The sequence below is a fragment of the Streptococcus equinus genome (assembly GCF_900104225.1).
Lineage (GTDB): Bacteria > Bacillota > Bacilli > Lactobacillales > Streptococcaceae > Streptococcus > Streptococcus equinus_D.
Window position 1 is genome coordinate 163766 of sequence record NZ_FNJK01000003.1, and the last position, 25695, is coordinate 189460.

A 25695-nucleotide genomic window follows, 5' to 3' on the forward strand; every position below is an offset into this window, starting at 1 on the left:
ATCGGTTTTGTGTTATCATAATAGCATGGAAAAAGTAGCTTTAAGAAAGAGTATTATTGCGTATCTAAAAAATCAAGATAAAGCAGAAAAAGCCTTGAAGGATCAGGCTTTATTGGATGATTTGCTAGCAACAAAAGCATACAAAGATGCTAAAACGATAGCGACTTATCTAGCTTTTGATTTTGAATACAATACAGAATTGTTAATTAAGCAAGCTCAAAAGGATGGTAAAACTATTTTAGTTCCTAAAACTTATCCAAAAGGAAAAATGATTTTTTGTGTCTATAATCCTCAACAATTAGTTAAGACAAAATTTGGCTTGTGGGAACCTGTGGATGACGTAGCTGTGGAAAAATCAGATATTGATTTGATTCATGTTCCTGGTGTTGGTTTTAATCAGAATGGTTTTCGAATTGGATATGGGGCAGGCTACTATGATAGATATTTAACAGACTACAGCGGTCAAACCATTAGTACGATTTATGATTGCCAAAAGGCGGATTTTCAACCAGATAGCCACGATGTAGCTGTTATGGAGGTATTAAGTCGATGAAAAAAGTTTTTAAGGAAAGTCCAGTAACCATCTTTCTACTGGCTTTAACGACCTTGGTTTTTATAGCCATGCAGTTGATTTATTTTGGTAATGCAACATCTAACCAAGCGATTTTTAATGCTGGTGGAATGTATGGAGCTTATGTTAGCCTATTCCCAAGCCAATTATGGCGCTTGGTAACACCTATTTTTGTCCACATTGGCTGGGAACATTTTTTCTTTAACATGTTGACGCTTTATTTTGTTGGACAAATGGCAGAGCAAATTTGGGGCCATCATAAGTTTTTGGCTTTGTATGTTTTATCGGGAATTGTTGGTAATATCTTTACACTTTTCTTTACTCCAAATGTGATTGCAGCAGGTGCTTCAACGTCGCTCTTTGGTGTTTTTGCAGCAATTATGGTTGTAGGATATTTTGGAAGAAATCCTTATTTGAAAGAGCTTGGACGAAATTATCAAGCTTTGATTATCATTAATTTGATTTTTAATTTATTTACGCCAAGTATCGGGATTGCAGGGCATATCGGTGGTCTTGTTGGTGGCATTTTATGTGCTGTCTTTTTACCAACGCTTGTGGAAAAAGATATGTTCAAGCCATGGCAACGCTGGTTAGCAGCGGGTGGATATGTTGCTTTAAGTCTTCTTTTGATTGTAATGGCTTTGCATTAGAACTAACAAAAAGTTCCTCTAGACACTGTCTAGAGGAACTTTTTTATGTTATAGCATATTATTTAGTTTCTTTTTTAGCTGATTCAGCTTCTAATTTTTTACCCAAATCGATAAGATATTGTTTCATACTATCTTTGATTTGTGGGTGTTCAAGGGCATAGTCAATAGAAGTTTTCATGAAGCCAAATTTATCACCGACATCATAGCGATCACCATTAAATTGACGTGCAAAAACTCGTTGTGTTTTATTCAAAGTGTCGATAGCATCTGTCAATTGGATTTCGTTACCAGCTCCAGGTTTTTGAGTTTCAAGAATATTGAAGATTTCTGGAGTAAGAAGGTAGCGACCGATGATAGCAAGATCACTAGGTGCATCTTCAGGTGCTGGTTTTTCAACGAATGTTTCAACACTGTAAAGTCCGTCTTTTCCTTCACCTTGAGGTGCGATAACGCCGTAAGATGAAACTTCTTCATGTGGCACAGGCATAACAGCGATTGTTGATGCATGTGTGTTTTCGTAGTCGTTAATCAACTGTTTTGTAAGTGGCACAGCTTTGTCGTTGTTGATATCCATAAGATCATCACCAAGCATAACAACAAATGGTTCATTACCTACGAAGGCTTTAGCTTGAAGAACGGCATCCCCTAATCCACGTGGGTGGCTTTGGCGGATGAAGTGAAGGTTAATGGCTGTGGTGTCATTAACGAGTTTAAGAAGGTCTGTTTTTCCTTTATGTTCCAAGTTGTATTCTAGTTCGAAGTTTGAATCAAAATGGTCTTCGATAGAACGTTTTGATTTACCAGTAATAACCAAGATATCTTCTATGCCTGATTTTAAGGCTTCTTCTACGATAAATTGAATGGTTGGTTTATCAACAATTGGAAGCATCTCTTTAGCGAGTGCTTTTGTGGCTGGCAAGAAACGAGTTCCAAGACCAGCTGCGGGAATAACGGCTTTTCTAACTTTTCTCATACTCATACGAGAACTCCTTTTCATAAATAAACTAATAATTTTTTGGTTTTAATGCCATTCGTTTTCTGAACGGAAATCGTTTGACATCATGCCAAGAATGCTTTCGCGAACGTCAGCACCTTCGTAGATTACTTTGTAGATAGCACTTGTGATTGGCATGTAAACATCCAATTCTTTTGCTAGCTCATAAGCAACTTTAGTTGTTGAAATCCCTTCGATAACCATGCCCATGTTTTTCTCGATATCTTCGAGTTTTTCACCGCGACCAAGAGCATCACCAGCTCGCCAGTTACGAGAGTGAACAGATGTTCCTGTTACGATAAGGTCTCCGACACCAGAAAGTCCGCTATAAGTGAGAGGGTTAGCTCCCAATTTAACTCCAAGGCGCGTAATTTCAGCAAGGCCACGTGTAATGACAGCAGCCTTAGCGTTGTCACCAAAACCAAGACCGTGAAGGGCACCAGCTCCAACAGCGATGATGTTTTTAAGGGCACCAGCTGTTTCTACACCGATGACGTCAGTATTAGTGTAGAGACGGAAATAATTGTTACTAAAGAGTTTTTGAACGTATTTAGCAGCTTCGTGATCTTTTGAAGCAGCAGTGATCAAAGTAATATCTCGAACAATTGTTTCTTCAGCGTGGCTTGGCCCAGAAACAACAACGATTTCAGAACGCAATTCAGCAGGAATTTCTTCTTCAAGAATTGTTGATAAGCGTTCGTGTGTTCCAGGTTCAAGACCTTTTGAAGCGTGCATGATAACAGCTTTGTGGTCAAGTGTTTCAGCGACTTGTTTTGCAACCAAACGTGTTACTTTTGTTGGAACAACAAACAAGATAGCATCAACATCTGTAAGTGCTTCTTTTAAGTCTAGTGTCGCTTTGATGTTTTCAGAGATAACGATATCTTTGAAGTAGCGAGTATTTGTGTGTTTCGTATTTAATTCTTCGATTTGTTCTGGGATATTTCCCCATAGACAAACTTCATGTCCATTGTCGTTTAATACTTGTGCAAGAGCGGTTCCCCAAGAACCAGGCCCTAAGACAGCAACTTTTTGTCTTGTCATTTTTACTCCTCTCTTAAACGAGCAAGATTACATTCTCCATTATATCATAAGAGCAGTCTGTTTGTCTTTGTTTATTAGAAAAGGTGAGTTTTGTCATCTTTTTACTTAAGCTGTATTATAGAAAAAACGTCGATATGTTTTTGTAAAATAACTTGTGGTATAATGAAATGACTTAACAGGAATAGGAAAGGAAGACTTATCTGGTGATTGATTTAGAAGAGATTCTGTCTAAGATGAATCCCAATCAAAAAATCAACTATGACCGTGTCATGCAACAAATGGCAAAGCGTTGGGCGCAAGAAGAAGTAAGACCCAAAATTCTTGTCCACGTTTGTTGTGCACCGTGTTCAACATATACTTTAGAATATTTAACGCAGTATGCTGATGTGACCGTTTATTTTGCAAATTCAAATATTCACCCTAAAGATGAATACCTTCGTCGTGCCTATGTGGTGCAAAAGTTCATCTCGGAATTTAATGAAAAAACAGGCAATACTGTTGATTTCATCGAGGCACCATATGATCCATCAGAGTATTTCCAAAAGGTTCATGGCTTAGAAGACGAACCTGAAGGTGGAGAACGTTGTACGGTTTGCTTTGATTATCGCTTGGATAAAGCTGCTAAAATGGCAGTTGAGCTCGGATACGATTACTTTGCCAGTGCGCTAACAATCAGTCCACACAAAAATTCTCAAGTCATCAACAGTGTTGGTATTGAAGTCCAAAAAGTTTATGCGACTAAATATTTGCCAAGCGATTTCAAGAAAAACAATGGCTACCGCCGTTCAGTTGAAATGTGTGAAGAATATGATATCTACCGTCAATGTTATTGTGGCTGTGTCTTTGCAGCAAAAATCCAAGGTGTTGATTTAAATCAAATCAAAAAAGAAGCCAAAGAATTTATGGTCGGAAAAGATGGTGAAAAAGAATTCCCACACATTCGATTTACATTTGAAGGAAAAGAAATTTAATACGAATAAGTAATTAAGGAGACAACATGAGTAAAATTAGAGGGTTTGAATTGGTTTCACAATTCACAGATGAAACATTGCTACCAAAACGTGAAACAGCGCATGCAGCTGGTTATGATTTGAAAGCGGCTGTCACAACAGAAATCGCACCTGGTGAGATTAAATTGGTGCCAACTGGTGTCAAAGCTTATATGCAAGCTGGCGAAGTACTTTATCTTTTTGACCGCTCATCAAATCCACGTAAAAAAGGTTTGGTTTTGATTAATTCAGTTGGTGTCATTGACGGTGATTATTATGGCAATCCCACAAATGAAGGCCATATCTTTGCGCAAATGAAAAATATCACAGATGAAACTGTCGTCGTTGAAGCTGGCGAACGAATTGTTCAAGGTGTTTTTATGCCTTTCTTGGTTGCTGATGGTGACGAAGCAGACGGCGTACGTACTGGCGGATTTGGGTCAACAGGAAAATAAGGCCTTAAGGTAAGAAACTAAGCAAGGAGGTAATGAGCTATCGCTAAGAAAAAAATGGCAGATTATTTGTTGGTCATTGATATGCAGTTAGATTATATTACTGATGGTGAACCGTATAATGGGCGAAATTTGGTCCAAACCGTTAACCAAAAGATAGCTAGTTATCCGAAAAAACAAGTCATTTATGTGGTTAATCGTTTTTGGTGGGAGCTTGGCAAAAAGCCAAAAGTATTTGCCAATGGCTTGTCTATTGTTTCTAACCAAATTTTTGAGAAACGCCGAGCATCTTGTTTTTCCAATCAACAGTTGAGAAGCTTTTTAGAAAATAATGAAGCGAATTGTTTAGAATTTATTGGTGTTGATGGTAATGCTTGTGTTAATAAATCTGTTCTTGAAGCGCTAAACTACGGTTATCAGGTTAGTATTGATCTTTTGTGCTTGGGAGTATCTAATCGAAAGAAATTTCAAAAAACATTGAAAAACTGGAGAAGGCACAGAGTATTGGTGAGGGGTGAAAATTATCGCTAAGAAAAAAACAACGTTTATTTGTCAGGAGTGTGGCTATCATTCTCCTAAGTATTTAGGGCGTTGCCCAAACTGTTCATCATGGACATCATTTGTCGAAGAAGTTGAGGTGCAAGAGGTTAAAAATGCGCGTGTCAGCTTGACAGGTGAAAAGAGCAAACCAACTAAGTTAAAAGATGTTAGCTCGATTAACTATTCACGTACCAAGACTGATATGGATGAATTTAACCGAGTGCTTGGTGGCGGCGTCGTGCCAGGTAGTTTGGTGCTTATTGGTGGTGATCCTGGTATCGGGAAATCAACACTTCTTTTGCAAGTTTCGATTCAGTTAGCAGACAAAGGAACTGTTCTTTATGTTTCTGGTGAAGAATCAGCTGAGCAGATTAAATTACGTAGTGAGCGTCTTGGCGACATTGACAATGAATTCTATCTTTATGCTGAGACAAATATGCAAGCTATTCGCGCACAAATCGAGCAAATTCAACCTGATTTCTTGATTATTGACTCGATTCAAACCATTATGAGCCCTGATATTTCAGGGGTTCAAGGGTCTGTATCACAAGTCCGTGAAGTAACAGCAGAGCTCATGCAGTTAGCTAAGACCAATAATATTGCAACCTTTATCGTTGGTCACGTGACTAAGGAAGGGCAACTTGCGGGTCCTCGTATGCTTGAGCACATGGTGGACACAGTCCTTTACTTTGAGGGGGAACGTCATCATACCTTCCGTATTTTACGTGCGGTGAAAAACCGTTTCGGTTCAACCAATGAAATCGGCATTTTTGAAATGCAATCTGGTGGGCTGGTCGAAGTGCTCAATCCAAGTCAGGTCTTCTTAGAAGAACGTTTGGATGGTGCGACTGGTTCAGCTATCGTGGTAACCATGGAAGGCAGTCGTCCAATTTTGGCGGAAGTTCAAGCTTTGGTGACACCGACTGTTTTTGGGAATGCCAAACGCACGACAACAGGACTTGATTTTAACCGTGTTAGTCTTATTATGGCGGTTCTTGAAAAACGTTGTGGACTTCTTTTGCAGAACCAAGATGCATATCTCAAGTCAGCTGGTGGTGTTAAACTTGATGAACCGGCGATTGATTTGGCTGTTGCGGTGGCTATTGCCTCAAGTTACAAAGAAAAGCCAACTAATCCCCAAGAAGCGTTTATCGGTGAAATTGGCTTGACTGGTGAAATTCGTCGTGTGACACGTATTGAACAACGTATCAACGAAGCGGCAAAACTTGGCTTTACTAAAGTTTATGCACCAAAGAATTCTTTATCAGGTATTGATATTCCAGACAATATTCAAGTCATTGGTGTGACAACTGTTGGTGAAGTACTCAAAAAAGTATTTAGCTAATGAAGAAAAACTGAGATGTAAGTCTCAGTTTTTTTGTATTGTGAAGCAGAAGTCTTTTTAGGCGACAAGCAAAACTAAAAATGATAAGATGAGAAAAACGCTATCATAGGCGACTCTTAAGGAGAGATTTGAATGTCTTATTTTGAAAAATTTTTAAAAACAAATCAAGCATATGCAGACTTACATGGAACGGCGCATTTGCCTCAGAAACCTAAAACGCATGTTGCTATTGTTACTTGTATGGATTCACGTCTGCATGTGGCGCATGCGCTGGGTTTGGCGCTTGGTGATGCTCATATTTTGCGGAACGCAGGCGGGCGCGTGACAGATGATACCATTCGTTCATTGGTGATTTCAGAGCAGCAACTTGGTACACGCGAGATTGTTGTTTTGCACCATACGGATTGTGGCATGCAGGGACTTAGTAATGAAGGCTTTGCAGAGCAGTTAGCGCGTGATCTAGGAGTAGAGGTGCATGGAAAAGACTTTTTGCCCTTTTCTGATGTTGAAGAAAGTGTCCGTGAGGATGTTAGAAAGCTGCGCGAGTCGCCGTTGATTCCTGATGATATCGTCATTTCAGGAGCTGTTTATGATGTTGATACAGGTCGCATTACAGAGGTTAGTATGTAATTTGGGATTTAGAGAAAAGAGAAGTAGAAGTTTGAGAAATAAGGATAGAGGTTATGCGAAGATTTGAAATCAAACAAAAAATATGGTCACTAGCTGGAAAGTTTGATATTTTTGATGAAGATAAGCAGCTAGCCTATCATGTTCAAGGGTCCTTGTTAAAATTATTTAAAGAATTTACGATTTCTGATAGTCAAGGCAAAACCGTCAGTCATATCAAACAAGGTTTCAGTTTTCCTTTCCAGCGTTTTACGGTGACTTTTGCAGATGGTAAGGAAATCAGGATTCAAAGACGTTTTTCGTTATTAAAAGCTAAATATGATATCTCTGATTTTGGACTAGAGGTGTCAGGTGATATCTGGAATATGAATTTTAGCTTGCTTAATCAAGGACGTGAAGTTGCTACAATTCGCCAACAATGGTTTAAATTCCCTTCGACTTACCAAGTAGATATATATGATGATCACCTTTCAGACTTAGTTATATCTCTTGTGATTGCTATTGATTATGTGAAGGAAAAAGAATCGAGTGCAGGCAGCGCAGCATCAAGTTAAAACCTGATTGATCAAAATCTCAAATATAAGAAGGAATTCAGCTGTTTTTCAGCTGAATTTTTTGTTCCAATACTAAAGATTGTGCTATAATAGAAACGATTGAAATTTAACAGGAGACGAAAATGCCTAAGAAAATTCGCGTGCGTTATGCACCAAGTCCAACAGGACTTTTACACATCGGAAATGCGCGTACAGCGCTCTTTAATTATCTTTACGCTCGTCACCATGGTGGTGATTTTGTAATCCGTATCGAAGATACTGACCGTAAACGTCATGTCGAAGACGGTGAACGTTCACAATTGGAAAACCTTAAATGGTTGGGAATGGATTGGGACGAAAGCCCACAAACTCACGAAAAATATCGCCAATCAGAACGTTTGGACATCTACCAAAAATACATCGACCAATTGTTGGCTGAAGGTAAAGCTTATAAATCATACGTTACTGAAGAAGAACTAGCTGCAGAACGTGAACGCCAAGAAGCTGCTGGTGAAACACCTCGTTACATCAACGAATTCCTTGGTATGTCTGAAGAAGAAAAAGCTGCTTATATCGCAGAACGTGAAGCAAAAGGAATCATCCCTACTGTACGTTTGGCTGTTAACGAATCAGGTATCTATAAATGGCATGATATCGTTAAAGGTGACATCGAATTTGAAGGTGGAAACGTCGGTGGTGACTGGGTTATCCAGAAAAAAGATGGTTACCCAACATACAACTTTGCCGTTGTTATTGATGATCACTTGATGGAAATCTCTCACGTTATCCGTGGAGATGACCACATCGCAAACACACCAAAACAATTGATGGTTTACGAAGCACTTGGTTGGGAAGCACCAGAATTCGGTCACATGACATTGATTATCAACTCTGAAACTGGTAAAAAATTGTCAAAACGTGACACAAACACTCTTCAATTCATCGAAGACTACCGTAAAAAAGGTTACATGCCAGAAGCAGTATTCAACTTTATCGCTCTTCTTGGTTGGAACCCTGGTGGTGAAGATGAAATCTTCTCACGTGAAGAATTGATCAAACTCTTTGATGAACACCGTTTGAGCAAATCTCCAGCTGCCTTTGACCAAAAGAAAATGGACTGGATGAGCAACGAATACATCAAGAATGCAGATTTCGATACAGTCTTTGCAATGGCTAAACCATTCTTGGAAAAAGCTGGTCGTTTGACTGACAAAGCTGAAAAATTGGTTGAACTTTACAAACCACAAATGAAATCTGTTGATGAAATCATTCCATTGACTGATTTGTTCTTTGAAGATTTCCCAGAATTGACAGATGCTGAAAAAGAATTCATGGCTGGTGAAACAGTTCCAACAGTTCTTGAAGCTTTCAAAGCTAAATTGGAAGCAATGAGTGACGAAGATTTCAAATCAGAAAACATCTTCCCACAAATCAAAGCTGTTCAAAAAGAAACTGGTATTAAAGGTAAAAACCTATTCATGCCAATTCGTATCGCCGTTTCAGGTGAAATGCACGGTCCAGAACTTCCAGATACTATCTACCTTCTTGGTCGTGAAAAATCAATCGAACACATCGAAAACATGCTTAACAACTTGAAATAATATCAATAAAAGTCTGAGATGAATGTCTCGGGCTTTTTGTTTATAAATTATGAATTTTGAGAAATATTTTAATTTGTTGTGAAAAACGTTTTCTTTAACAATGCCTATTCTAAACGCTTTTAGTTCTTGTTATAATAGGCTTTAAAATTGTTTATTTATAAGTTAAGAGGAGTTACATGAAAAAAGACTATTCTATCTTTTTTGTCCCAGGGATTATTTTAGTGGGTGCGGTAATGCGTATTCCATTTACGACAATTCCAACTGTCCTTAGCTATGTTGCGGACGGTCTTGGTGTTTCAGTTAATTCTTTGGGCGTTTTGACAAGTATTCCGTTGATTATGTTTGCCTTTTGTTCATCTTTGGCACCACGTTTAGCGGATAAATTTGGACTTGAAAAATTATTCACTATGGTTTTGATTGCCATGTTTATTGGTTCAAGTATGCGTGTGCTTAACCTTCCAAGCCTTTATATCGGGACAATGATTATTGGAATCAGTATTGCTATGATGAATGTCTTGTTCCCAAGTGTCATTTTGGCAAACCAACCATTTCGAATTGGACTGTTGACAACAATCTACACAACAGCTATGGGGCTTGCCTCATCAGTTGCTGCCTCAGTTGCTGTTCCAATTGTTAAAATGACATCGTGGAAAGGTTTGATTCTGATTCTTAGTTTCTTGATTTTGGTAGCTTTAGTGGTTTGGTTCCCAAATACTTTCCATAATCACATGACTGAGCAAGATGAAGAGAAACACTCATCATCTCTTTGGAAAAATAAAGCTGCCATTGCCCTTCTTGTTTTTGGTGGTTTGCAGTCACTTCTTTTCTATACAGGAATGACATGGTTGCCAACAATGGCTAGTCAAGCAGGTCTTTCAAGTGAAGCAGCTGGTATTTTGGCTTCTATTTATTCATTGATTAGCTTGCCATTTTCATTAACTATTCCAACTTTGACAACGAATCTTTCAAGTAAAAATCGTAAAATCATGCTTGCGATTGTGTCAGCATGTGCGATTGTAGGAACAGGTATGCTTTTATTCCAAACAAGCAGTTTTGCTTATTGGTTGACTGTTAATGTCTTAATCGGTATTGCTGTTAGTGCCTTATTCCCTTACTTACTTGTGACTTTCTCAATGAAATCACATACACCAAGCCAAACAGCACAGTTGTCTGGTATGGTACAATCAGGAGGTTACTTCCTAGCGGCCTTTGGACCAACACTTTTTGGTTACAGCTTTGATCTTTTTGGTTCATGGACAGTAGCAGCACTTTGTTTATTTATCTGTACAATTATTATGACAGTAGCCTTGTTCTATACAGAACGTTTTGAAAAAATTCAATAATAAATGAAAAACATTAGTTCCCTAGATTTGGCTAGGGAGCTTTTTTTGTATAAAAAGTGCGGAATTTTTGTATATATACTGTATATTTGTTATAAAATCATAAAAAAGTAACTTTTTTTGAAAAAATATTCAAAAAAATGTTGACAGGGGTGAAAGGTATGTGTATAATTATACACATAAAGTTGATAAAAACACAAAATAAGAAAAGAGAGTAGTCCTATGTCAAAAGAAAAAGTTATCCTTGCGTACTCTGGTGGTCTTGATACTTCAGTTGCCATTACTTGGCTCATGAAAGATTATGATGTCGTTGCCGTTTGTATGGACGTTGGCGAAGGTAAAGACCTTGATTTTATTCATGATAAAGCTCTTAAAGTTGGTGCGGTTGAATCTTATGTTCTTGATGTTAAAGATGAATTTGCTGAAGAATACGTACTACCAGCTCTTCAAGCCCACGCTTACTATGAACAAAAATACCCATTGGTATCAGCACTTAGCCGTCCAGTTATTTCTAAAAAATTGGTAGAAATTGCTCATAAAACTGGTGCAACAACAATCGCTCACGGTTGTACTGGTAAAGGTAATGACCAAGTTCGTTTTGAAGTGGCAATCGCTGCGCTTGATCCAGAATTGAAAGTTATCGCTCCAGTTCGTGAATGGAAATGGTCTCGTGAAGAAGAAATCGAATACGCAAAAGCAAACGGTGTTCCAGTTCCTGCAGACCTTGACAACCCATATTCAGTTGACCAAAACCTTTGGGGACGTGCTAACGAATGTGGTGTTCTTGAAAACCCATGGAACCAAGCTCCAGAAGATGCTTTTGGTATCACAACTTCACCAGAAGAAGCTCCTGATACACCAGAATTCATCGATATCGAATTCAAAGCTGGTAAACCAGTTGCCCTTAATGGCAAAGAAATGAAACTAGCTGACCTTATCCAAGAAGTGAATGCTATCGCTGGTAAACATGGTATCGGACGTATCGACCACGTTGAAAACCGTTTGGTTGGTATCAAATCTCGTGAAATTTACGAATGTCCAGGTGCTATCACACTTTTGACAGCTCACAAAGAAATCGAAGACATCACATTGGTTCGTGAAGTTTCTCATTTCAAACCAGTTCTCGAAAATGAATTGTCAAACCTTATCTACAATGCTTTGTGGTTCAGTCCTGCAACAGAAGCTATTATTGCTTACATCAAAGAAACACAAAAAGTGGTTAACGGTACTGCTAAAGTGAAACTTTACAAAGGACATGCGCAAGTTGTTGCTCGTAAATCACCAAACTCACTTTACGATGAAAACTTGGCAACATACACATCAGCTGATAGCTTTGACCAAGATGCAGCTGTTGGTTTCATCAAACTTTGGGGACTACCAACTCAAGTTAACTCACAAGTTAACAATAAATAATATATCTGCGTAAGCAGAAAATAATGAAAAAGAAAAGAAAAACACAGGCGTGAATCAGTCACAGCCAATAAACAAGAAAAGAATTGGGGAGAAATTTTCATGGCTAATCAAGGAAGAATGGCGCAGGCTGTACTTAGGGTACGGCAAGCCATGATGACGATGATTAGTACCGAAAATTTCCACCAAGCTTCAGATAAAAGGGGACAGGGAGCCCCATCTGAGACTCTTTTCTTATAACTTACCAAACCTCGTTAATGTCAACAGAGAGTGGCATCGAGCTTAAATAATGATATCCGGAGAGAATCATTTAAGAAATCGCCCCGTGAGGCAACACACTATAAGTCCTAGGTCGCTCCTTGGACTTATTTAGTATAGTCGCTTCGCTTGCTTTAAAAGCAAGTGAACCAGCTATACTCATGACTAGATAAGAAAAGAGAAAGGCTTTGAACGCCACTTGGGATGGTAGTTCATTGTATCATTGCTATGACAACAGAAAATCATAAATTATGGGGCGGGCGTTTTGAAGCTGGTCTTGAAAAGTGGGTTGAAGAATTTGGAGCATCGATTTCTTTTGACCAAAAAATGGCAGAATTTGATTTGAAAGGCTCAATTGCTCACGTGACCATGCTTGGTGAAACAGGGATTATCGCAAAAGACGAAGCTGCGCAAATCAAAGCAGGTCTTGAAGAATTGCTTGCAGAATACAAGGCAGGAAAAATTGAATTTGATGTGTCAAACGAAGACATTCACATGAATATGGAAAGTCTTTTGACAGCAAAAATTGGTCCTGTAGCTGGTAAATTACACACAGCTCGTTCACGTAATGACCAAGTGGCAACAGATATGCACTTGTATTTGAAAGCCAAACTTGATGAAGTGATTGAAAAGCTTACGAACTTGCGTAAAACTTTGGTTCATTTGGCTGATGAACATGTCTACACTATCATGCCAGGTTATACGCATTTACAACATGCTCAACCTATTTCATTTGGACATCATTTGATGGCATACTACAACATGTTTACACGTGATAGTGAACGTTTTGAATTTAACATCAAGCATGCTGACATGTCACCACTTGGCGCAGCTGCTCTTGCTGGAACAACTTTCCCAATTGATCGTGAGATGACAGCAGAGCTCATGGGCTTTGCTAAACCATACAGCAACTCACTTGATGCGGTGTCTGACCGTGATTTTATTCTAGAATTTTTGTCAAACAGTTCTATTTTGATGATGCACATGAGCCGTATCTGTGAAGAAATCATCAGCTGGTGCTCAAATGAATTTAAGTTTGTGACACTTTCTGATACCTTCTCAACAGGATCATCAATCATGCCACAGAAGAAAAATCCAGATATGGCTGAGTTGATTCGTGGAAAATCTGGTCGTGTTTACGGTAACTTATTTGGCCTTTTGACAGTCATGAAATCTTTACCTTTGGCTTACAATAAAGATTTGCAAGAAGATAAAGAAGGCATGTTTGATACAGTTGAAACAATTACAGTAGCTATCGATATTTTGGCTGGCATGCTTAAAACAATGACCGTCAACAAAGAGCACATGGCTGAATCTACTGAAAAAGACTTCTCAAATGCAACTGAGTTGGCTGACTATCTTGCAAGCAAAGGTCTTCCATTCCGTCAAGCACATGAAATTGTTGGTAAATTGGTTCTAGAATGCACTAAAGCAGGTTATTATTTGCAAGATGTGCCGTTTGAACGCTATCAAGAAATTTCAGATTTGATTGAAGAAGATATCTATGAAACACTGAAATCTCATACAGCTGTTGAACGTCGTCATTCACTAGGTGGTACAGGTTTTGATCAAGTGAAATGGCAGATTAAATTAGCCAATGAAGCCTTGCAAACTCTAGATTAATAGACACTTAGGCTTTCCAAGATTTTTAAGCGTATTTTCCAATAAAAATATTTTAAAGATAATAAGCCCAAACTCCTTAGAGGTTAGGGCTTTTTTGAATTTTATGGTATAATAAAAATAATTTAGAATGGAGTCGTACGTTGAAGAAAACCTATCGTGTCAAAAGTGACAAAGATTTTCAGGCGATTTTTAGCAAAGGAACAAGTGTTGCTAACCGAAAATTTGTCCTTTATCATTTAGAAAAAAATCAGAGCCACTATCGAGTAGGGCTTTCTGTGAGCAAAAAACTTGGTAACGCAGTTACTCGTAATAGTATTAAACGAAAAATTCGTCACGTTATCATGGAATTGTCACCAAATTTGATTAATAATCAGGACTTTGTCATCATTGCACGTAAAGGTGTCGAGGAACTTGATTACCATGAAGTGAAGAAAAATTTATTGCATGTTTTAAAACTTGCTAATTTATATCAGGAAGGTCTCAATAGTGAAAAGAAAGATTAAATTATTAGGATTAAGTAGTCTTACTTTAGGACTTTTGGCTGCTTGTGGGCGCAGCGAAGTAACCGCTTCATCAACCAATGGTTGGGAACAAATTGTTTACTTCTTTGCCAAAGCTATTCAGTGGCTTTCAATTAATGGTCGTATTGGTGTAGGGATTGTCCTATTTACCATTATCATTCGTGCTATCATGATGCCGCTTTACAACATGCAAATCAAATCTGGTCAAAAGATGCAAGATTTGCAGCCAGAGCTTAAAAAATTACAAGAAAAATATCCTGGCCGTGATACAGACAGCCGCATGAAATTAACTGAAGAAAGCCAAGCCTTATACAAAGAATATGGTGTTAATCCATATGCGACAATGCTTCCTTTGATTGTTCAATTGCCAATTTTGATGGCTTTGTATCAAGCATTGACGCGTGTTGCTTTCTTGAAAACAGGAACATTTTTATGGATTGAGTTATCACAACCGGATCCATACTACATCTTGCCTGTCTTAGCTGCTTTCTTTACTTTCCTTTCAACTTGGTTGAGTAATAAAGCTGCGCGTGAAAAAAATATTGCCATGACCATCATGACTTATGCGATGCCGATTATGATTTTCTTTATGGGGTTCAGATTGGCTTCAGGGGTTGTGCTTTATTGGACAGTATCATATGCATTCCAAGTGTTCCAAATTCTTTTATTGAACAATCCTTTTAAAATTATTGCAAAACGTAAGGAAGAGGAGAACGCTGAAAAAGAACGTGCGGCTAAAATTCGTCGTGCTAAGAAGAAAGCGCAAAAGAGAAGAAAGTAAGAGGATAAGAATATGGTAATATTCACAGGTCGGACTGTTGAAGATGCTATTGAAAAAGGTTTGAAAGAGTTAAATCTTTCACGTCTTAAAGCCCACATTAAAGTTGTTTCTCGTGAGAAAAAGGGTTTCTTTGGTTTTGGTAAGAAACCGGCTCAAGTAGATATTGAAGGGATTAACGAAGTAACTGCTCATCGAGCAAATCAAAAAGCTGTTAAAGGTGTGCCAGAAGAAGTTAATCAAAAAAATGAGCCAGTATCATCAAAATTTGAAGATACTATGGAGCTTCGAAAAGTTGCTAGCATCATTAAGAAAATGGAAGAGCGTGGCGAAGTCATTGATGACTCAGTCAAAGAAGATATCGTCATGCACAAGAAAAAAACACAAACCATTCTTGAAGAAGCTGGTCACACAGAAGTTCTAGAAGCACTTGGCAAAGTAAATGACGCTAAAGAAGTTGCTCAAGAGGCTAAAGAAGTTTCAGACACACCCAAACCTGTTAATACAGATCAAAGCTTTGAAGAATTTGTTGCTAGTGAATTTCCAGCTCAACGTGAATTGAGCAAAGATATTGAAAAAGCAACTGAAGAAGTTGCCGACTACGTTAAAAAAGTGATTTATGAGATGGATATTGAGGCAACTGTTGAGACAAGCCACAACCGTCGTCAAATCAACTTACAAATTGAAACACCAGAAGCAGGTCGAGTGATTGGTTATCACGGAAAAGTCTTGAAGTCACTTCAATTGCTTTCACAAAATTTCTTACATGACCGCTATTCAAAGAACTTCTCTGTTATCTTAAATGTTCATGATTACGTAGAACATCGTACAGAAACATTGATTGAATTCACACGTAAAGCTGCTAGTCGCGTACTTGAAACTGGTAAAGATTATGTTATGGATCCAATGAGTAATAGTGAACGAAAAATTGTTCATAAAACAATCACTGGTATCGAAGGTGTTGATAGTTATTCTGAAGGTAACGATCCAAATCGTTATGTGGTTGTCACACCTGTTCAATAAGAGGAAAAAGCCCGTTAGGGCTTTTTTATTTACCGCTTACCAATTATTTTTAACCGCTTACCGAAAAAGGCTTTATATCGAGCCTTTTTTTGATAAAATAATGTCAAAAGGGAGGGACGATTATGCTAATTAGAACAAAAAATCTAATCAAAACCTTCGGAGATAAAACAGTAATTGATCACTTAAATTTGGAAGTGGAAGAAGGGAAATTATTAGCCTATATCGGGACAAATGGTGCTGGGAAATCAACAACGATGAAGATGCTAACTGGTTTGTTAGAACCAACTTCAGGGGAGATTGAATTGGCACCAGATTTGAAGATTGGAATGGTTTTTCAAGATAGCGTTCTTGATGCTGAACTAAGTGTTTTGGATAATTTAAAGAGTCGACAAGCACTTTATCATCAAAAAGATAAAGTTTGGTTAGAAAAATTAATTCAATTAACAGGCTTGGATACTTTTCTTAATCAAGCTTATGGCACATTATCTGGAGGGCAACGACGTCGTGTCGATATTGTTCGTGCGCTTTTGAATAAACCTAACTTGTTATTTTTGGATGAGCCGACAACAGGGCTTGACATTCAGACACGTGAGGCTATTTGGGACTTATTACGTCGTTTGCAACGTGAAGAGAAGTTAACCATCTTTTTGACGACTCATTATCTTGAAGAAGCTGAAAATGCAGATATGGCTTATATTATTGACCAAGGGAAGGTTTTGGCTAAAGGCTCTGCTAAAGAATTAAAGGAAACATATTCAAAACCACATTTATTAATTGAAACAAATGATACGGCTGCTTTTTCAGATGTTGACTATAAGTGCTTGGAAGATGGTCGTTTGAAGATTATTGTTGAAGATTCTGCACAAGCTTTGGCCATTTTATCAGACAAGCGTGCAGTGATTAGTGATTTTGATTATGTTAAAGCAAATATCAATGATGTCTTTTTGAGCATTACGGGAAAGGAGATGGCGTAAGATGTGGGCAATGACAAAACGAAACTTAAAACTTTATTTTTCAAATAAGGCTAGTGTTTTTTTCTCATTACTTGGAGCTTTGATTGCTTTCATTCTTTATGTTGTTTTTTTACAAAAGAATATGCAAGATTCATTTACAGGAACACCGAATTTAGAAGAGCTTCTTGATAATTGGGTTCTGGGTGGTACGTTAGCCGTTACGAGTATTACAACAACTTGGACTGGGGTTACACGTCTGGTAGAAGATAAAGTAAGCCATAAATTAGAAGATTTCTTATTAACAGATATTTCTCGTTTGAAAATCTATCTTGGTTATTTGATTTCTTCTAGTGTGATTGGTTTTATCATGCAATTAATCATGTTGACTATCATGAAATTGTATTTCTACTGGCAAGATGATGTTAGTTTTGATCTCGATCATTTGCCACAAATTCTTCTGATTATGCTTATAAGTTCTATTATGGGTTCAGGAATTGCTTTGTTTGTTTTACAATTCATTAAAACTTTGTCAACAAGCGAAGCCTTGGCAACAATTGTCGGGACTGTTTCTGGTTTCCTTGTGGGAGTTTACATGCCAATCGGAGTTCTGCCTGATTTCGCTCAAAAAGTGGTTAAATTAACGCCTGCTGCCTATGTTGCTGCGGCTTATCGTCAGCTGTTGATTGCTAAGGATGCTGTCAATGAAGAATCAAAAGAATTTTTAGGAATTGGTTTGAAATTAAAAGAGCTAACGACTATCAACCAAGAAATTTTACTTATTAGTCTTGTCGCTTGTGGCTCTATTGTTCTTATAGCCATTAGTTTATACGTTAAAAGATTTGCGTTTATCAAAAATAAATAAGAAGGAGATGGCCTGTGCACTGCCAGTTTGAAGAGGATAATTGTTTACCAAAAGATGCTATTGAAGTTTTAGTACGAAGTGGAAAATACAATCAAGCTGTTCAAGATGTTTTGGATTATTTAGCAAAATTTGAGCAGGAAAAGACAGAAGTCTTACCAATTAAAACATCCATCAGGACGGAAGTTTTGCATGTGGCGGATTTAATCCTTGTGGATGTTGACGGAAGTTCCTTGGTTTTAGAGACGACCAATGGGAGACTTGTGACAAATGATCGTTTATACAAGTTTCGCGAGCGCCTAGCTAATCCAGATTTTGTGCAGGTCTCAAAACATGCCTTGATTAATATTAATCATTTAAAATCGTTAGAGAGTAGTTTTTCAGGAAATATGCTAGCTTTGCTGACAAATGATATTACGACAGATGTTAGTAGACGTTACCTGTCTAATGTCGAAAAAGCTTTGGGAATGTGAGGTGTGATTGATGAGATATCTTAAACGAGGCGTTGCGTATTTTTTAATTGGCATCGGATTTGGAAGTCTTATTTACTTATTTTACTTATGGCAATGTCATGTTGAGGCGCAAACTGTTCAACAGATAACCTATGTTGTCTTTATAAGTGGCTTGATTGGCTTGGTCAGTATGATTTTTGAAATTGAGGCCATCCCAATGATATGGGAAATCATTATTCACTTTTGTTTAGTTTATAGTTTGAATAGCTGGTTGAATATGCTCCTTGGGCTTACAAAATCATTTATTTGGTCATGGCAATTTTTAGGAGAATTTGTCTTAACGTATTTGATTATTTGGTTTGTGATTTATATTAGTTTTAATAATCGCGTAAAAAATATTAATCAGAAATTGAAAGAAAAACTAGATCAATAGATCATTAATAAAGTCTTTAGAAGTTTTCTAGAGACTTTTTAGTTGCTTTAAAATGCTAAAAACATGGTAGAAAAAAGTTTTTTCAAGTGTTATCATAATTGCGGTATCTTTTAGGGATAACCAAAAATAATTAAAAATAGCAATCAGTTAGGGATAGTCATGTAGAAAAGAGCAGGTTTCTGTTCTCTTTTTTTGGGAGTTTTAACAGACTATCCCTTTGTAAGGGAAAGGGGCAGTTGCTATGAAGGGGAAAATAAGAAAGGCTGCGGTGAGAACAACAGTCATCACATTTACATTGTTTAGTTTTGGAACTCATTTGACGGTTTTAGCAGATGAATCTGGAGAATCGTATACTTGGGATGATTTTTCGCAAGGAAAGCAAGTGGCAAATACTAAAGTGGGGACAGTAAACATCTACACTCAGCAAGATCTTGAAGATTATTTGGAAAGAACAGGTTGTGATTTATCTGGGGACGCCATTTGGTTTTATAATGCTGAGGACATTGTTTTTCCAAAGGGGACTTACTATGTTGATGGTGCTTATTTGGATTTTTATTTGCCGAGTGCGACGGGAAATATTGATTTTAATGGGTCAACATTACTAATTGGTGATGGTGCTGCGACCATGAGAGGTAATGGTGACCAATATCATCGCATGTTTTCTAACTTGACTATCTATGGAACAACAGGCTGTGATGAGAGTTATGCTTTTGGGAAAAGTAATATCAATCCATACACTGGGACAAGTAAAACAGGTGCTTGGGATGCTTATCTTTATCATGTGTCTAACATGAATTTTAGTCATTTAAAGCTTAATAATGCTCAAAACGTGGATGGGCATCTTTTCGATGTAATTGGTTCTAGTCACATCACTTTTGATGATATCAAAGCGCGTGGTTCAGCTCTATCAACATCACTCGGACAAGATTTACTTTACAACCTTTATCAGAGACGATCTCATTCCATTTTTTCTGAAGCTATTCAGCTTGATAGTGCTATTTTGGGTTCTTTAGGAACTGTTAACGGTGCTTATGACGGCTTTTTTGATGGTTCTCAATCATGGGGAAAAATCTGGGAAGGCGAGACATATGATAACTGTGCGAGTTCTGATGTTTCAATAACGCAATCAGAATTTACTTCCTACCATGGGCCAACTGGCTTATCCTTAATTCGAAAAATTGACCAAACTGTCCGTAAATATGGTGCGGGTCTCGGCAGTCATACGGTTGGTAAAACAGGCTATCATGGGATTGTTATCGATGATGTTTTAATGGAAGGAACGGTCTATGTCACAGCAACACCGAATACTGACTTAGCTCCTATTAAATTTTTGAATTCAGATTATTATCAGACTCATATTGATAAAGATTCTACGGTTAAGAAATCAGACTATATTGCAGGAGATATTGTTCGTCAGACGACAGATATCCAAGTCACAAATGTCCGTTATGTTAATACCAATACCTCAGGATTTTTAAATCCATCTGGTGAGGATACACCCAATTCTGTCTGGAGAGCATATTATGATGACGATGACAATCCTGATAATAATAAAGTAACTTCAGTAACCAATTGTGATACTAATGGTCACGAGATTTCAAGTATTGATGGCTATAGTGAGGTTGAACCAGTTATTAACCGCGATAATATAACCTATACCTTAATAGAAAGTCAGTTCGATCCTGCAAGTGGTCAGTTGATTAGAACTTATGAAGCTTCTTAAAGTGTAAATGAAACTTGAAAAGAAAGTCCTTGAAATTAAACAAAAGTATGGCTTGACAGTTAGACGTACTTATTATAAAATAATATGGTATGTTTAGTAACTGATCAAATATAGCCGGCTAAACGAATACGAAAATCTATTAGGAGGTATTCATCGTGAAACGTACTTATCAACCAAGTAAAATCCGTCGTCAACGTAAACACGGATTCCGTCACCGTATGTCAACTAAAAACGGACGTCGCGTGCTTGCTGCTCGTCGTCGTAAAGGACGTAAAGTTTTATCTGCTTAATGATAGACTATCCGCCAGTGCTCGAGTCTGGCGGCCTTTTTTTTATCAGAAAATGAAAGCGAATTCTTTTACTTATCTAACTGAAAATGATAGACTTTAGGTAATTTAAAGATAGGAGGACACTAATATGTCTGACGAAAAATACAAAGCTAAACTGGACCAAGTTAAGGGAAGTCTTAAGGAAGGGCTAGGTAAGGTAACTGGTGATAAAAAGGTAGAAATTGAAGGCTTGGTTGATAAAACACTGGCTAAAGGTAGGGAAATTGTTGATGATATCAAAGAAGGCTCTGAGGGGGCTGTTGATAGCATCAAGAAAGCATTAGATAAGAAAAAATAGTAATTAAACCACAGTTTCACGTTGAAATTGTGGTTTTTTATAAAATTTTTTTAAGATTTTATGAAAAAACGGCAAAAAATGTAGTATAATATATATGAAAGCGGTTTTATAAAAATACATGGGATAAAATAAAGGGAGGTTTTTGTCGATGAAGGAAATTAGCATTTATGTCAGAATTATTGATTTGATTTTGCTGGTTCTAGCATTTTTAGATAGTGGTGTGAAAAGTGTCTTGATTTTAGCTGCAGTTATTTTCTTTTTATCAGCATTAATGCAAGTCATTATGTCTTATAAACGAGTGAAGTTGAGTCACCACGTTTAAATGATGAGTTGTCTTTCTTTATTTTTAGGAAGTCTTCTTAGAGCTATTTTTTAGCAAAATGGTTCTGAGAAGACTTTTTTAATTTTCTGCCTTCAGGTCATAAATTTGATATTTTTTGTGAGAATATAATATATTATCTAAAATGAAAGCGCTATACTTATGACATAACGGTGTAAGGAGGGTTTTAAAGAGAAACATTTATCGTGTGACTAGCATTCTTTTCGGAATTATGAAAAAGAAAAATTGCCCCATTTTTGAAGTAACAGTTACTGAAAAGAAAAAGTGAATTTAACTACGATTGATTTGGCGTTTTCAATCGGTAGTAGAGGAGATTAGTTCCTTTTTCTAACAGAACTCCTTTTTAAAATGATTTAAATTGAGGTATTATTATGTGGAAAAAAGTTAGTTGTTTAATTGCTCTCTTATTGGCTTTCTTTGGGATTCAACAAAGTGTTGCTGCGCAAAGTACCTATCACTACAGTTCAGAACTAAATTACTATGATGGAAACACCATGGAACTTCGTAACGGTTCTAACGGTAGTATGTTTAACTGTAATTTTGTCCCTGAAAATGTCGGTTTTAATAACGGCTTGATGAGTCTTAAAATTGACAGTGATGGCCACGGTGGTTACACTGGAGGCGAATGGCGCAGTAAAGACCGTTTTGGATATGGTCTTTACCAAGTTAACATGAAACCTATTAAAAACCCTGGTGTTGTTTCATCTTTCTTCACTTATACTGGTCCAAGTGAAGGCAACCCATGGGATGAAATTGATATTGAATTCCTAGGAAAAGATACAACAAAAGTTCAATTCAACTACTTTACTAATGGTAGAGGTCAAAATGATGAACATGTGCATCTTCACAATTTAGGCTTTGATGCTTCTCAAGGTTTCCATACTTATGGCTTTGATTGGGAAGCAGATCATATTACTTGGTATGTTGATGGAAATGCTGTTTATACTGCTTATAACGATATTCCTAACACACCTGGTAAGATTATGATGAATGCATGGCCAGGAAAAAATGTTGATGCATGGCTAGCTCCATACAATGGTAAAACTCCTTTGTATGCAAACTATGACTGGATTAGCTACGATAAATTTAATTAAGCTAAACACCAATAATAACAATTTGTTTTTACTTAACTGATTAAAATTACACTCCCCAACAAATCGGTTAAACTCTCTCTTAACAAAAACTCTTTAAAATTCTTTCTTTTTAAAACGTTAAAGCTAAAAGGAGCTGAGATTATCTCAGTTCCTTTTGTGATGGCTTTCAGCTAGATTTTTCAAAGATAAGAAAAGCTGGTGGTTTATAAGTTTTTGTTCCAGTCATGTTGAGAAAATATACCCCATTATTAGCCTGTATTTGCTTTGTTAAGAAGGAAATAATAAAAACATTCGGTAGGATAAAATAAGCTTGTAGAGGCTCGATAATTGTCTATAAGCTGGTTGGCTTTTATAGAGAGTAAACCTTTGAGTTATTTTAAAATAGGCAGGGACTTCAGAGTGATGTGTCGTTATCTCTGGAGCTTAATCGTTATTGCATTTTGCGATTTTATAATATAAAAAAGCTGAGACATTGTGTCCCAGCTTTCAAGTTTTTTAAAGGGTAAGAGTGATTTGGTTGGTTTCTTGCAAGAGATCTTCAGGAAGGTAGGCTTGGTCAAGCTCTTGACCGTTGAGGACGAGTTTTGTAAAGCCTGTTTCTTTATGCTCTGGATTTTCCACAGTGATGTGAAGTTCTTTGCCGCGGAAAATCTTAGTCATGCTGAAGTTATCCCATTCTTTTGGAATAGCTGGTGAGAGCTTCAAACCGTTCAAATCAGGTCTGAGTCCAAGAATACCTTCGACACAACCGACCATAACAGTTGAAGCTGTACCTGTGAGCCAGTGAACATGTGAACGTCCAAAGTGTGGACTGGCAGGTCCTTCGGTAAATTGACCATAGCAGTAAGGTTCCAATTTGCGGATATCTGCGCGGTCATTTTGGGCAGCGGGAGCATTTTCCATAAAGTAAGTGAAGGCACGTTGTCCTTGTCCACGAAGGGCTTCTGCTAGAATGAGCCATCCTTGTGATTGTGAGAAGATACCAGAATTTTCCTTTGTGCCTTGGTTATAGATAACTGCAAGGGCACCATCAAAGGCATGAGCGTGATAAGGTGGATTCATAAGAATAGCACCGTAGTCAGTGTTGAGTTGTTCATAAACGTTGTCCATGGCAAGCTCAGCTTGTTCTTGGTTGGCAAATCCACTGATAACAGCCCAACTTTGTGGGTTTAACCACATATTGGCTTCTGGGTCATCGGCAGCACCGATACGTTCACCTGCCTCGGTAAATCCACGAATAAAGCGGTCATTATCCCAGCAAAGATCTTGGATTTTTTGTCCCATTTTCTCTTGTTCAGAATCAAGGAATTCAAGGTAGTTAGTATCATTTTTAGCTTCGGCAAATTCTCTCAAAACGCTAAGAGCATAATAGAATTGCAAGGCAACGAATGATGATTCACCATTTGCTCCTAGGCGGAGGCAGTCATTCCAGTCAGCGTAAAGACCAGCCGGCATGCCGTGTGGGCCAAGGTGATCAAGAGAGAACTGAACAGCCCCTTTTAAGTGTTCATAAACACTTGCTTCACCTTTGTTTGCAAATGGAATCACTTCATCAAGGAATCTAAGGTTACCTGTTTCAGAAATGTATTTATAAACTGTTGGGAAGAGCCAGAGGGCATCGTCAGCACGATAAGCAGGGTGACCTGTTTCTTGAACGTAAGAGGCATCATCTGGTGTGTCTTCATGGCCTGGATTGTGAGTGAATTTGACAAGAGGAAGTCCACCACCATTGTCGACTTGAGCTGAGAGCATGAATCGAATCTTTTCAGCTGCCATTTCTGGTTTTAAGTGGATAATCCCTTGGATATCTTGGACAGTATCACGATAGCCGTAACCGTTACGAAGGCCGCAGTAGATGAATGATGCTGCGCGTGACCAGATAAAGGTCATATAACAGTTGTAAGCATTCCAAGTGTTAAGCATTGTGTTAAATTCTGGGCTAGGTGTGTTGACTTGAAGGTTAGTTAAGCGACCTTCCCATTCTTTACGAAGTTCTTGAATTTCTGCTTCAACTGTTTTAGCTGGATTAGCATAATTAGCGATGATGTCAGCCGCTTCTTGTGATGATTTTTCACCAAGAAGAAAGACAAGTGTTTTACTTTCTTGAGGTTCAAGTGTGACTTTACTTGAAAGAGCACCACAGGCATTTTCGTTGTAGCTTGTTTGATTTCCGAGGTCTCCTGATGCGACTCCAGCAGGTTTGTCGTAACCGTTATATTGACCTAAAAAGCCTTTTTTATCTCCACAGAATGAGCTAACGCTAGCACCGCCAAGCCCAAAGAAACGTTCAGTAACGTTTTTTTCATCAACTTGTTCGCTATCATCAAGTGTATCTAAGTTTCCGTGAATTTGTTGGATAATGCGGTTATCTTGGAAGAGTGTGCGTGTGATGAAAAGAGAATATTGAAGGTTAACTTGGTCTTGTTCATAGTTACTATGGTTAGTGAATTCAGCGTAACCAGTTAATGTTAGGTGACGAGTTTGTTCAGAACGGTTAGTCACTGTAATTGCCCAAACTTCATAGCTCTTATTTTTTGGAACATAATAGCTTGCTTGAGAATGAATACCAGCATAATCGGCAATCATTTTAGTATAACCCATACCATGGTGACATTCGCTGTGGTAATCTTTTAAATCTTTTCCAACAGGTTGCCATGATGCAGACCAGAAGTCTTTAGTGTCATCATCACGTAGGTAAATATAGCGACCAGGTTGGTCAAAGTTGTTGAAAACGTAACGAAGAATACGACCATTAGCACCAGATTTGGCAAAGCTATAACCTCCAGCATTGTTGGAGATGATAGCTCCGTATTCAGGTGACCCAAGGTAGTTTACCCATGGATTAGGAGTATTGGGATGGTCGATAACATATTCGCGATTGGTATCGTCAAAGTATCCGTATTTCATAGGATTTC

The 25695-nt window shown here is 37.8% G+C and carries 27 protein-coding genes; 24 read left to right on the plus strand and 3 right to left on the minus strand.

Annotated features, from left to right (window positions below; genetic code table 11):
* Nucleotides 1-25: 25 nt before the first annotated feature.
* Together BLP98_RS05950 and BLP98_RS05955 are read left to right on the plus strand one after the other, a co-directional pair.
* The gene (locus BLP98_RS05950) at nt 26-553 is read left to right on the plus strand and encodes a 5-formyltetrahydrofolate cyclo-ligase (RefSeq protein WP_074482375.1); all 528 of its coding nucleotides are present in this window, start codon (nt 26-28) and stop codon (nt 551-553) included.
* On the plus strand, nt 550-1221 hold the full coding sequence (locus BLP98_RS05955) for a rhomboid family intramembrane serine protease (RefSeq protein ID WP_074482376.1): 672 nt from the start codon (nt 550-552) through the stop codon (nt 1219-1221). Before BLP98_RS05950 ends, BLP98_RS05955 begins: the two co-directional genes overlap by 4 nt.
* Before the next feature lie 58 nt (nt 1222-1279).
* Here BLP98_RS05955 and galU read toward each other — a convergent pair whose 3' ends face one another.
* Complete coding sequence (gene galU, locus BLP98_RS05960) at nt 1280-2194, minus strand: UTP--glucose-1-phosphate uridylyltransferase GalU (RefSeq protein WP_074482444.1); 915 nt, start codon at nt 2192-2194, stop codon at nt 1280-1282.
* 48 nt (nt 2195-2242) lie between these two features.
* Complete coding sequence (locus BLP98_RS05965) at nt 2243-3259, minus strand: NAD(P)H-dependent glycerol-3-phosphate dehydrogenase (RefSeq protein WP_074482377.1); 1017 nt, start codon at nt 3257-3259, stop codon at nt 2243-2245.
* Between the two features lie 203 nt (nt 3260-3462).
* Here BLP98_RS05965 and BLP98_RS05970 point away from each other — a divergent pair, with 203 nt between their 5' ends.
* From BLP98_RS05970 to bglS, 22 genes are all read left to right on the plus strand, one after another.
* Nucleotides 3463-4230, plus strand: a complete 768-nt coding sequence (locus BLP98_RS05970) for an epoxyqueuosine reductase QueH (protein WP_074482378.1) — start codon at nt 3463-3465, stop codon at nt 4228-4230.
* A 26-nt stretch (nt 4231-4256) separates the two neighbouring features.
* Nucleotides 4257-4703 (plus strand): dUTP diphosphatase, encoded by a 447-nt coding sequence (locus tag BLP98_RS05975; protein WP_074482379.1) that lies wholly within the window; start codon nt 4257-4259, stop codon nt 4701-4703.
* A 54-nt stretch (nt 4704-4757) separates the two neighbouring features.
* Nucleotides 4758-5231, plus strand: coding sequence for an isochorismatase family protein (locus tag BLP98_RS05980; RefSeq protein WP_074482380.1), 474 nt, complete (start codon nt 4758-4760; stop codon nt 5229-5231).
* Nucleotides 5224-6585: a DNA repair protein RadA gene (gene radA / locus BLP98_RS05985; protein WP_074482445.1), complete on the plus strand. Its 1362-nt coding sequence runs from the start codon at nt 5224-5226 to the stop codon at nt 6583-6585. The genes BLP98_RS05980 and radA overlap by 8 nt, the downstream gene beginning before the upstream one ends.
* 132 nt (nt 6586-6717) lie before the next feature.
* Complete coding sequence (locus tag BLP98_RS05990) at nt 6718-7215, plus strand: beta-class carbonic anhydrase (protein WP_074482381.1); 498 nt, start codon at nt 6718-6720, stop codon at nt 7213-7215.
* 53 nt (nt 7216-7268) lie between these two features.
* Nucleotides 7269-7766 carry an LURP-one-related/scramblase family protein gene (locus tag BLP98_RS05995; protein WP_074482382.1) on the plus strand — a complete coding sequence of 166 codons (498 nt, stop codon included), beginning with the start codon at nt 7269-7271 and terminating at the stop codon, nt 7764-7766.
* A 122-nt stretch (nt 7767-7888) separates the two neighbouring features.
* Nucleotides 7889-9346, plus strand: a complete 1458-nt coding sequence (gene gltX, locus BLP98_RS06000) for a glutamate--tRNA ligase (protein WP_074482383.1) — start codon at nt 7889-7891, stop codon at nt 9344-9346.
* A gap of 176 nt (nt 9347-9522) precedes the next feature.
* A complete protein-coding gene (locus tag BLP98_RS06005; RefSeq protein ID WP_074482384.1) occupies nt 9523-10689 on the plus strand; it encodes a CynX/NimT family MFS transporter in 1167 nt (388 codons plus the stop codon).
* Nucleotides 10690-10908: 219 nt separating this feature from the next.
* The gene (locus BLP98_RS06010) at nt 10909-12099 is read left to right on the plus strand and encodes an argininosuccinate synthase (RefSeq protein ID WP_074482385.1); all 1191 of its coding nucleotides are present in this window, start codon (nt 10909-10911) and stop codon (nt 12097-12099) included.
* 483 nt (nt 12100-12582) lie between these two features.
* Nucleotides 12583-13977: an argininosuccinate lyase gene (gene argH / locus BLP98_RS06015; RefSeq protein ID WP_074482446.1), complete on the plus strand. Its 1395-nt coding sequence runs from the start codon at nt 12583-12585 to the stop codon at nt 13975-13977.
* 140 nt (nt 13978-14117) lie between these two features.
* Entirely contained in the window at nt 14118-14480 is a 363-nt protein-coding gene (gene rnpA / locus BLP98_RS06020; protein ID WP_074482386.1) for a ribonuclease P protein component, read from the plus strand.
* Nucleotides 14446-15279 carry a YidC/Oxa1 family membrane protein insertase gene (locus tag BLP98_RS06025; protein ID WP_327084540.1) on the plus strand — a complete coding sequence of 278 codons (834 nt, stop codon included), beginning with the start codon at nt 14446-14448 and terminating at the stop codon, nt 15277-15279. The genes rnpA and BLP98_RS06025 overlap by 35 nt, the downstream gene beginning before the upstream one ends.
* Before the next feature lie 12 nt (nt 15280-15291).
* Nucleotides 15292-16299, plus strand: coding sequence for an RNA-binding cell elongation regulator Jag/EloR (gene jag / locus BLP98_RS06030; protein WP_074482388.1), 1008 nt, complete (start codon nt 15292-15294; stop codon nt 16297-16299).
* Between the two features lie 122 nt (nt 16300-16421).
* Nucleotides 16422-17273 carry an ABC transporter ATP-binding protein gene (locus BLP98_RS06035; protein WP_074482389.1) on the plus strand — a complete coding sequence of 284 codons (852 nt, stop codon included), beginning with the start codon at nt 16422-16424 and terminating at the stop codon, nt 17271-17273.
* Nucleotide 17274: 1 nt separating this feature from the next.
* The gene (locus tag BLP98_RS06040; RefSeq protein ID WP_074482390.1) at nt 17275-18114 is read left to right on the plus strand and encodes an ABC transporter permease; all 840 of its coding nucleotides are present in this window, start codon (nt 17275-17277) and stop codon (nt 18112-18114) included.
* Between the two features lie 14 nt (nt 18115-18128).
* Nucleotides 18129-18584: a LytTR family DNA-binding domain-containing protein gene (locus tag BLP98_RS06045; protein WP_074482391.1), complete on the plus strand. Its 456-nt coding sequence runs from the start codon at nt 18129-18131 to the stop codon at nt 18582-18584.
* Between the two features lie 10 nt (nt 18585-18594).
* Nucleotides 18595-18996, plus strand: coding sequence for a DUF3021 domain-containing protein (locus BLP98_RS06050; RefSeq protein WP_074482392.1), 402 nt, complete (start codon nt 18595-18597; stop codon nt 18994-18996).
* A gap of 241 nt (nt 18997-19237) precedes the next feature.
* Nucleotides 19238-20719 carry a hypothetical protein gene (locus BLP98_RS06055; protein ID WP_074482393.1) on the plus strand — a complete coding sequence of 494 codons (1482 nt, stop codon included), beginning with the start codon at nt 19238-19240 and terminating at the stop codon, nt 20717-20719.
* Between the two features lie 155 nt (nt 20720-20874).
* Nucleotides 20875-21009, plus strand: a complete 135-nt coding sequence (rpmH, locus tag BLP98_RS06060; protein WP_002885866.1) for a 50S ribosomal protein L34 — start codon at nt 20875-20877, stop codon at nt 21007-21009.
* Between the two features lie 127 nt (nt 21010-21136).
* Nucleotides 21137-21346, plus strand: coding sequence for a CsbD family protein (locus BLP98_RS06065; RefSeq protein ID WP_074482394.1), 210 nt, complete (start codon nt 21137-21139; stop codon nt 21344-21346).
* 148 nt (nt 21347-21494) lie between these two features.
* The gene (locus tag BLP98_RS09470) at nt 21495-21668 is read left to right on the plus strand and encodes a hypothetical protein (RefSeq protein ID WP_015695712.1); all 174 of its coding nucleotides are present in this window, start codon (nt 21495-21497) and stop codon (nt 21666-21668) included.
* A gap of 389 nt (nt 21669-22057) precedes the next feature.
* Nucleotides 22058-22780: a beta-glucanase gene (gene bglS / locus BLP98_RS06070; protein WP_074482395.1), complete on the plus strand. Its 723-nt coding sequence runs from the start codon at nt 22058-22060 to the stop codon at nt 22778-22780.
* Between the two features lie 495 nt (nt 22781-23275).
* Here bglS and BLP98_RS06075 read toward each other — a convergent pair whose 3' ends face one another.
* The gene (locus BLP98_RS06075; RefSeq protein WP_074482396.1) at nt 23276-25687 is read right to left on the minus strand and encodes a glycoside hydrolase family 94 protein; all 2412 of its coding nucleotides are present in this window, start codon (nt 25685-25687) and stop codon (nt 23276-23278) included.
* Nucleotides 25688-25695 lie beyond the last annotated feature (8 nt).